A 10,433-nucleotide genomic window follows, 5' to 3' on the forward strand; every position below is an offset into this window, starting at 1 on the left:
CTTTTGAGCCTGAACATCTCAATTTTATCGGAATGGTCTTGGTGGTCAAACCCTCGATCCCTCCACCCGCATAGCGGGTGGTTTTTTGTTTCGCGCGTTTCACGCACTCAACTGGCTAAAGCCATAATAAAAAAAAGCCTTTGCCGACCCCCAATGTCAGCAAAGGCTTTTCATTTTAAATTGTGTTTATTGATCAATCAAGTTTGTTACTTTCAACATTCTTGCAATCAATGCAGTGACCTCGGCACGAGTCATCGTGGTCTTCGGACTCAGCACCTCCGGCCCATTACCTTGGATGATCCCCGCTGCAATCAACTGGGCTACATCTTCTTTTGCCCAATTTGATACATCCGCTGCATCACTGTAACGTTCCAGTTCAGAGTTCATCTGATCCGGGCTAATTGCCGCTTCCGGTTCAATCAGACGGTAGGCACGAGCAACCATAGCAAATCCTTGCTCACGTGTGATCTCCTGATTACCGTTGAAGTTCCCATTATCGTAACCGCGAACGATACCGAATTCATTTGCAAGGGCTACCGCAGAGCGGAACCATGCGGAATCGTTAACGTCAGGGAATAGATTCTGTGGTGCATCCTGACGCATTAAGCCCAGTCCAAGCACAACAATCTCGGCAAACTCAGAACGAGTAACCTGACGGTTCGGTGAGAATGTGTTATCTCCGTTACCTTGCAGATCTAATCTCGCAGCGATGTTGTTCACATCAATTTTACCCCAATGGGATCTGGCATCTTCAAAATCCTGCGGGTTCCAGATAACCGAGTAACTTCCGCTGCTACGCAAGTCATTAATGAGTGCGTAGTAACGACTACTGATCTTAGTGACAACCGTTGGTACATGGAAGATGCTACCGTCCGGATTAATGATTACGCCTGTAGTAATCCGGTTCGGATCGATACCTTCCGGAAGTGCAATATACTTCGGTGCATAACCGTTCAGCTGGCCGGATCGCACGGTCTGTCCATCTTTCGTAAACGTCAGATCCAGATCAACCGGTGTGACAAGTAGCTCGTATCCTTGGGATGCGGCTCTTGTCTCGGCGCTGTCAATCAAAGCATCCGAGGAACGTGCGATATCAACATGGACATCAATATCATTCAACGCTGCATTACCAAGCTGTCTGGACACACCATTCACGTCCATTTTACCGCCAGGTACCGGATAGATTGCCAGCGGATTGCTAATGTTCAGTTTGGAACCTTGATCCACCAATTGTTTCAGTGTTTCCAGGGTTAAACCGTCCACCTTCATATCCCCATCATTCGGTGAATGAATGGCGAACTGCTGGCCTGTGCCTTGTGACATGGCAACATTCAGCTTGGCTGGATCAACTTGAACCAATGTTTCTTTGTTGTCAGATGGTTTGGATGTAGCAAATGGTTGATGGTTACCATCCCGAGTTGTTTCCAAATTATCCTTCACAGGTGCCGGAGTTGGCGTTGGTACTGGCGCAGGTGTAGGTGCTGGTGCTGGCGTGCTTCCACCGTTACCTCCCGTATTTCCACCGCCGCCATTGTTGCCTCCACCATTGTTACCATTGTCACTGGATGCTCTAGTCACGTTGATTTTATACGCCGTAACATTTCCAAGTGAATCGGTTACTCTAACAACGATCTTATTCCCACCGACTTGAAGCGGTAGATTCTCACTTACACTGCCACTTGAAACCTCGTTCCATTCTCCATCTCCAACAGCTATTTCAATCTTCGCAAGTGGATCAAGTGCCGTTGGCGTGAGCTGGAATTGATATACGCTATTCGGCACAGAGATGGTGTACGTGTCTTTCGCCGGATCAAAGGCCGGGGACAAGCTTCCCACGGAAGGGACCAGCGTCTGCAACGTAGATTCATCTGTACCAATTAATTTGGTAAGTCCCGTTCTAGCGTTAGTCAGATCCTGAAGTGCCTTGTCTACCTGCACTTGATTCGCTGTCAAATCATTCAACACTCGCTCTGCTTCATTCATCGCATCTTTGAGTGTTACCCAGCTCGCTGGCGTGTAAGCTGATTCTCCAAGGCTTTCACCTGTAATTTCAGTTACTTTCGCTTGCAAAGCTGATTTATCTACAACAGGTACAGATGTTGTAGGGATTAAGCCCATTCTTGCATCAGTCAGATCCAAAAGCGCCTTGTCTACCTGCGCTTGAGTCGCTGTCAGATCATTCAACACTCTCTGTGCTTCGTTCATCGCATCATCCAGTGCTGTCCAGCTCGCTGGTGTGTACTCCTCTTCGTCCAGTTCGCCTGATTCGATTTTACCTTTAATCTCATCGAATTTGGCTTTCAACTTCGCCTTATCAATAACAACATAACTTTTCGTATTTGATGCTTCTGAATCTGCATAGGCTGGACTGTCCGTCTTCGCTGTTACTGTCACTTTGTAGGTGCCAACTTCTAGCGATGGTACCAATTGCGACAGGTTAAGCGCCGTTCCGGTTACTTCCACCGTCCGCTTCGTGCCGTCTTCCAGTTCGATTGTTACTTCATATTTGTCTGCATGCGCAACTGCTTCCCATGTCAACTCATCGTCGGTCAGTGTGACGTCTGGTACCGTCAAAGGAGTAGCAGCAGTTGCAATGATAAAGTAAGAGTTCGGACCAAAATTTGAGGTATTAAGAGTTACTTGGCCGTTCTCAATTAAATGGATTGAGTCTTGTCCATCAAATTGAGCATCATTGCTGATCACAACATATCGAGGCAACGCCGGGTTACCTCCCGTTTCGGCTACCTGAAGTGTAATCTGTGATTCAGTCCAGTTTGCTTTCTGTACCTTGAAGACACGCTCCATCCCAAGTAGTTTTTTCCCATCTTTCGTAATTGGTGTTTTGAATTCAGTACTTGCTCCATTGTCACCAAACGTAAAGAAAGAAGAGTCCTTTGAGAATTCATTTTTATTTGCAGAATTGGTATCCTCAACACTGTTGCCCAATGCAATCGTCAATGTAGATCCCTGTTCCTGCGCTTTGGCTTGTTTCTGCATCAAGCCGCTCTGGTCATCTCGACCGATGCTTGTAACGCGGTGGGTATAGACTTCGTTCTCCTGGGCATCCCAGATCGTAGTCATGTTTGAATCGACATATGAATTTGCTGTCGTCTGATCAAGCGTATAGCCGTATTTGATCGCCAGATATGTGCTGACTTTTTGGCGTTCTGCGTCCGTCAGAGCATGGTCAAATACGATGATTTCTTCAATCGTACCCTCCCAATGCCCACTATTGGCCGCAGTTGCCGGAATTAGCTTACCAACTACGGCTCCGTCCGAGTTACCAGTATTCCATGCCTTAGCATTATCTTTTCCCCAACCACTCAGTTCCTGTACCTGCTTCATTTTACTGTACAATCTAGCTTTATTCGTTCCAGTGTCCCCACCTGTCCAAGTAACAAATAGCTCTGTCGGGAATGTCATTCCCATGAACTTGTCGGGAGTGTACAAAGTCTGGTTAGGGTCACTGTTAAATGTTGTCAAGCCGCCCCTTGCGTCAACTTGAAGCATCCCCATACCCGTATAACCACCCGTTTGTACTCCCCATGAAATAATATAATTGAGGCCTCCAGTTTTATTGGTTCTACTAACGGTAATGATCGATCTGGGGCTCTTCCCTTGAGGAAGCTTACTTACATCCAGATTCATAAAACTACTCGTGCCGTTATATTCCAATACCGGATTGAAATTGATATTATGACTCTTATCATCCCAATAGGTCGGTTGATTAGCTTCAGTACTTTGGGTTGCATTGTTTATTTTACTGCCTTGATCTTCCCAGATACTCACCTTTTCGCCGCTGGCAACTCCGTTTACCCGCTCTGGTCGTAGCCATAGTGAAGGGGATCCAACTCCGCCCGGACCAACAGGAGTCTGGTTAGTCGACTCCGCTTGAGCCAAACTCATGGGCAACGTTCCAATCGCCAGAATAAAGGAAAGAACCAGCATGGAAATTCTTTGCCATGGTTTCTTCCGGATTTTTGCTGTGTACATAGTTTCCTCCTACTTAATATGTTATTTTTGGACTGCTTACTGACTCAAAACATCATATCTACCCTCATCTTGCTTATTCTACACATGGCCTCTTACCAAACTCTTACCAAACCTTTCACTAGCAAATACAACAAAAAACAGCCTTGCAAATGAAGCTGCAAGGCTGTATATTTCCAATTAACTATTCGAATTTTTCCATTGTTGGTACCATAACTCAACTTCCAGGCCAGGACGTATACCTGCCTCTTGTTCTAAAGCGATAACCAACTGATTATATTGAGCGACCACAGGATCTTTATTACCCAATCGATCGTAGGTCTTCATTAAGGCCAGTCCGACTTCCTCCAATGATGGCTCGAATTGCTGTACCCGGTAATATAACGTGAGTGCTTCCGTATTCTGTCCTAGATCAATGTAATATTGTGCCAGTTGCATGGCATGATTTCGCCATAGTGCATGCAAGCGCTGACGCTCCAGCTCAGCCCATACGTAATCGTCCTCACCATAATATTTGCCTTCATATTGATCTGAGGTCTGTCGATGTTCAGCTATTGTAGACGAAGATAATAGAGGCAATCGGTTAAGACGGCTCTCCCATTCTTCCGCGTCAATCCTGAATTCACCCGTTTCCAATAGATAACCAAACTGTTGATAGCGAATGGACATCTTATCCTCACCCATGAGTTCGTTCATCATGCTGCGTAAGCGATGGATCCCACTGTGCAGATTGGATATACCTCTCCGCTCATCCAACTCTGGCCACAACAATTCAAGTAGTGTATCCCGCTTAATCGGTTTGTTCCGATGGTGGAGCAAATAAGCAAATAACTCTCTAATCTTGGTTGTTCTGAATTTCATATGTTTTGGCGGCTCATTGGGGTGCACTTGGACTTGGAGCATCCCCAGACAACGGATCAACATGGATGGCCCTTCTGCTACATTCAGACTTGCTGACACCGTTCGGCGTTGATACATCTTCATCGTTTTTTCCAAACGGTCACGCGTTACAGGCTTCATAATATAATCCAGCACTTCAAGCCCATAGGCCGTCAGTGCATGTTCGTTATATGCGGTTGTGAAAATAACTTCTGTTCCAGGAGAAACCTCATGGATACGTTCAGTCGCCTCGATCCCGTTCATCCCCGGCATTTGAACGTCCATGAAGACGATTTCCGGCAGATGAATTTCGATCTGATCTATGGCTTCCTGTGCCGTCAGAAAAGAGCCGATAACTTCGCAATCCTCTCTCTCTTGCAACAGTTTGTTCAACCTGCTCAGAGCGAGATATTCATCATCTACCAAAATCACTCTCATATGCACAACTCCTCTGGCTCACTGATCACCCTTTAATCTATAATTTTACCATAAATTCTGACGTGGGACCGCTATCATTTAAATATAGAATCTATGTTCCGGTATTCAAAAAAATGTTCATCTTTGGCAGAGGGCATGCAGGAATTTGAAGTAAACTGTCGAAAACTAAAGTCTGCCATGAAACCAATAACCTATAAAAAGATACCCCGATATGTAGTGCTGTCGATTCTATTCCTGACTATTTTGCTTGGCTTTCGCTGGATATGGTCCGAGACTTTCACTATACCCGCACATCCTGAACCCATTGAAGGCTTGTTAGACCTTCGAGGCTGGGACCTCGCCAACACTTCACCCATATCCCTGGATGGAGAATGGGAGTTTTATCCCCAGACGTTAATCTCTAATCGTGACGCGAAAATAGCGGATAACCCATCCACACCGATTCAAGTTCCCGGTGACTGGCGTGATGCATTACCACAATCCTCATCGTCGTTTGGATATGGGACATACCATCTTCGCATACTTTTAGATCCATCTGTGGAGGAAGTCTCTCTCTGGGCTCAGAAAATCCAGACATCATCGATTATCGAGATGAACGGGACCATTGTTGCCGAATTCGGCCAACCTGCCACTCATGCCGAAGCCTATCGACCAGAAAGGACTGCATTTACAACTTCCTATGTGCTTGACGGTTCTACCGAACTCAATCTTTTGGTGCAGACAGCCAATTTTGACGATCCTTATAGCGGAGGGATCACACGCTCTCTCTATTTTGGTTCTCCAGAAGCCATTGGAAGTGAACGAGGACTATCCATTGACTTGCAAAAGATTACATTCGCTATACTGCTTTTGCACAGCCTATACGCTTTTGTCATGTTTCTATTTATCCGAAAGGAACGAGCTCTGCTGACGTTCTCGATGCTAACACTGGTAGCTGCCCTAACGGTCGCTTCCGACCATGACAATCTGTTATTGAGTTGGATTCCACTCAACTTCACTTGGATCGTTAAGGCCAAAGCGTTGTCCTATCCGTTGTTCGCATTCTTTCTTTTACAGATGGCTAGAAGCTTCTCCCACAATCTACAATGGCGTAAACTGTTCCGTATCTATGCCAGCGTGCTTGGCGTTTACTGTTTATTTTTACTCGTCGCACCAGTGACCCTGATCTATCATGTACTTGAGATTGGGCTTTCTGATTTCCTCTATCTGTTTGCCATCGGCTGGTCTGTGTACCTATTTTTCCGAATGGCAGCCGAGAAACGAAGCGACGCAAGCTTTTTGCTCTTTGCGGCTACTAGCAGCCTATCAAGCGTATTATGGGGAATTGTAAACTCACATAGCGAAATTACCAACGTGTATTATCCGATCGATGTGATCGCGGCCATGTTTGGCTTCTCCGCCTATTGGTTCAGAAAATACTTCCGCAATTCAAGTGAGATCGAGAAGTTGTACGAACAGCTCAAAGAAGAGGATCGCCAGAAGGATCAGTTTCTTGTGAATACGGCTCATGAATTGCGTACACCGCTGCACGGGATCATCAATATCGCCGAGAGTATCGCGGTTCGTGAACGTCGTAAATCAGGTGGGCAGCAGGCAGAAGACATGAAACTGTTAGTTACCATCGGCCGACGCATGTCCCAACTGGTGGATGACCTCCTGGATGTCATTCGTTTGAAAGAAAAACGTATTACGCTTCAGAAGAAACCTTTATCTCTTGCCTCTGTCATTCCAGGCGTGATCGGTATGTTCCGATTCATGGCAGAGGGCAAGCCCATCCATATGCAGGTGGATATTCCTGAATCACTGCCGTTGATTCAGGCTGATGAGAGAAGACTTGTTCAGGTGCTCTACAACCTGTTGCATAATGCACTCAAATTTACCGATGAGGGTACCATTACCGTGTCCGTTCGGGAACATGGAGAGTACGTCTTGATTCAAGTTTCAGATACAGGTGTTGGTATGAGTGAGGAGATACAACAGCGAATATTCGAGGCGTATGAACAGGGGACCCCAGAGGCTCGTTTAAGCGGTGGAATCGGCCTCGGTCTCAATATCAGCAGGCAGCTCACCGAACTCCATGGCGGCCAACTCACCGTGCAATCCGTACCTGGGCAAGGATCGACCTTCCAGATCTCGCTTCCACGGGAAGACACCGCATCGTTATCGGACCAGACTGAGCAGCAATGGGACGCTCACAGCTTCGATGAAATTGCGATTGCAGAGCCGCAGCAGCAGACCGTCTCTCAAGATAAGACTGCCGCAAGAATCCTTGCCGTCGATGATGATCCTGTAAACCTGCGAGTACTGATCTCCATGCTTGCGAATGAACCGTATCATATTCAACCCGCGGCCTCGGCGCTTGAGGCACTTGAATTATTGGATAAGGAGCCTTGGGACTTACTGATTGCCGATGTCATGATGCCTCATATGTCCGGTTATGAACTGACCGAGAATGTACGCAAGCGTTATTCGGTATCTGAGCTTCCCATCCTGTTGCTGACGGCCCGTAACGAGCCAGCGGATGTATACGCCGGATTCATGGCCGGTGCTACGGACTATGTCACCAAGCCCGTGGATGCCGTTGAATTAAGGCATCGCATCGGGTCTCTGATCGTACTGAAACAATCCATTGATGAGCGACTGCGCATGGAGGCTGCTTACTTACAAGCACAGATTCAGCCCCATTTTCTTTTTAATACGCTCAACTCAATCATGGTTCTTAGTGAGATGGACACGGAGCGAATGCAGAAACTGGGCGATGCTTTTATCGAGTATCTTCAGACCAGCTTTCATTTTGTCAATTCGGAGAAAATGGTTGAGGTCACTCATGAGTTGGATCTCTCCCGCGCCTATCTCTACATTGAGAAAGAACGATTCATGAATCGGTTGAACGTCATCTGGGATATTCCCGATGATCTTGATCTATCCCTGCCGCCACTCACCATTCAGCCGCTCATTGAGAATGCTGTTCGACATGGTATTCTCAGCAAAGTTGAGGGTGGAACCGTGCATATCCGAATCATCAACCAAACAGCGTCCAGCTTGATCGAAATCGAGGATGACGGTGTAGGGATGCAGCCCGAGCAGATCGAACGGGCACTGGCATGGCCCAAGAAAGGTCCCGGCGGAACCGGAGGCATTGGATTAACCAATACACATCGCCGGTTGACCCAGATGTTCGGACAAGGTTTGACCATCGTCAGTTCGCCGGGCCAAGGTACGAAAGTTTCCTTTGTCATCCCTTTGGACCGCAGCATGAGAGCATGAACGATAAGATCGTTCTATGACTCTACAACGGCATACTGTATGATCCATATCCGTTTGCTCTGTGTAAGGTCTACGGGGAGCGCTGTGATAGCGGATATGTTCAAGTTCAAGTTCAAGCTCAAGTTCAGGTTGTGACATACCAAATAAACCAAAAGAGAGCTAAGCACAGGTTTCGTCCCGGCTTAGCTCTCTTTTCTATGGCTTCATTATGATCTAACACGATAAGCTAAACGTTATACGTGCAGGACATGTTTTTCATCCGATAACCCCAGCGCCTTGGCTGTTGAAGAATGAACCTCTTTGAGGAGATCCAGATTCTCCACAAGGGATATGCCGTAGGAAGGAATCATTTCCTTGATCGTTGGCTCCCATGCCTCCATATGCTGCGGGAAACACCGCTGAAGAATCTCAAGCATGACCTGAACTGCCGTGGATGCACCCGGTGATGCACCTAGCAGAGCCGCAATCGTTCCATCTGCAGACGTGACCACTTCCGTACCAAATTGGAGCGTACCCTTGCCACCCTGGGCGGTATCCTTGATCACCTGCACACGCTGCCCCGCCAGAACCATATCCCAATCCTCGCTCTTGGCACCCGGAACAAAGTCACGCAATTCTGCCATACGTTGTTCTTTGGATAACATTAGTTGTTGGATCAGATATTTGGTCAAAGAGATTTCTTTGACACCTGCTGCGAGCATCGTAAGCAGATTGTGCATCTTAACAGACGTGATTAAGTCGGCATTGGAACCCGTCTTCAGGAACTTCGGCGAGAACCCGGCAAACGGTCCGAACAGCAGTGATTTTTTATTGTCGATAAAACGGGTGTCCAGATGTGGAACCGACATCGGCGGAGCCCCTACCGAAGCCTTGCCATATACTTTGGCGTGATGCTGTTCCACGACTTTTTGATTTTTGCACACCATAAAGATCCCACTGACCGGGAATCCACCGATATGTTTACCTTCCGGAATGCCCGTCTTCTGGAGCAAATGCAGACTTCCGCCGCCCGCGCCGATGAAGACAAATTTCGCCTTATGGCGTTCGACTGCACCGCTCTTCAGGTTTTTCACGGATAATTCCCATTGTCCATCGCTGGTGCGTTTCATATTCTTCACGCTATGTTGGTAGTGGATGCCCACGTGTTGTTCCTTCAAATGTTTGATCAGCATACGCGTTAAAGCACCAAAGTTAACGTCCGTACCGGAGTCAATTTTGGTCGCTGCAACAGGTTCATTACTGGTACGATCTTTCATCATCAGCGGCATCCATTTCGCCAGCTCTTTCTTGTCATCCGAGAATTCCATGCCTGCGAACAACGGGTGATTCGACAAGGAGTCATAACGTCTTTTCAAAAACTGGACATTGCTCTCTCCATGTACATAACTCAAATGAGGAATCGGCATAATGAAGTCCCGCGGATTACGAATCAGACGGCTATTGACGAGATAGGACCAAAATTGCTTTGAGATCTGAAATTGTTCATTCACTTTAATCGCTTTGCTAATATCTACGGTTCCGTCTGGTCGTTCAACGGTATAGTTAAGTTCGCACAATGCAGCATGCCCGGTTCCGGCATTATTCCATTCGTTGGAGCTTTCCTCTCCTGCAGTGGCTAGCTTTTCGAAAACCTTAATATTCCAGTCTGGTGCCAATTCTTTTAGCAAAGTTCCCAAAGTTGCACTCATAATTCCGGCACCAATCAAGATAACATCTGTACTCGTTTGTCCCTGGCTCATGTCTACCGTCCTTATATCCTATATTTGCCAAAAGGATGTAAGCGTTATCGATTTGGCATTTGCAGCAAGCCCATTCTTGAACGGGATCGCACCTTCTCTGAATGATTATAACCTTGATCT

Annotated in this window: 4 protein-coding genes; 1 reads left to right on the forward strand and 3 read right to left on the reverse strand. The window is 46.9% G+C overall.

Annotated elements, in window-relative coordinates:
* Positions 1–186 precede the first annotated feature (186 nt).
* Both PAEAM_RS19505 and PAEAM_RS19510 read right to left on the reverse strand, forming a co-directional pair.
* A complete protein-coding gene (locus tag PAEAM_RS19505; RefSeq protein WP_100528655.1) occupies positions 187–3,993 on the reverse strand; it encodes a DUF8202 domain-containing protein in 3,807 nt (1,268 codons plus the stop codon).
* A 177-nt stretch (positions 3,994–4,170) separates the two neighbouring features.
* Entirely contained in the window at positions 4,171–5,307 is a 1,137-nt protein-coding gene (locus PAEAM_RS19510; protein ID WP_100528656.1) for a response regulator, read from the reverse strand.
* A 177-nt stretch (positions 5,308–5,484) separates the two neighbouring features.
* Between PAEAM_RS19510 and PAEAM_RS19515 the strand changes: the two genes are divergently transcribed.
* A complete protein-coding gene (locus PAEAM_RS19515) occupies positions 5,485–8,574 on the forward strand; it encodes a hybrid sensor histidine kinase/response regulator (protein WP_165789986.1) in 3,090 nt (1,029 codons plus the stop codon).
* 233 nt (positions 8,575–8,807) lie between these two features.
* Here the strand turns inward: PAEAM_RS19515 and PAEAM_RS19520 are convergent, their stop codons facing one another.
* On the reverse strand, positions 8,808–10,313 hold the full coding sequence (locus PAEAM_RS19520; protein ID WP_100528658.1) for a malate:quinone oxidoreductase: 1,506 nt from the start codon (positions 10,311–10,313) through the stop codon (positions 8,808–8,810).
* Between the last annotated feature and the right edge of the window lie 120 nt (positions 10,314–10,433).

Origin of the sequence: Paenibacillus sp. GM1FR (assembly GCF_002803315.1) — a bacterium.
GTDB classification, from domain to species: Bacteria; Bacillota; Bacilli; order Paenibacillales; family Paenibacillaceae; genus Paenibacillus; species Paenibacillus amylolyticus.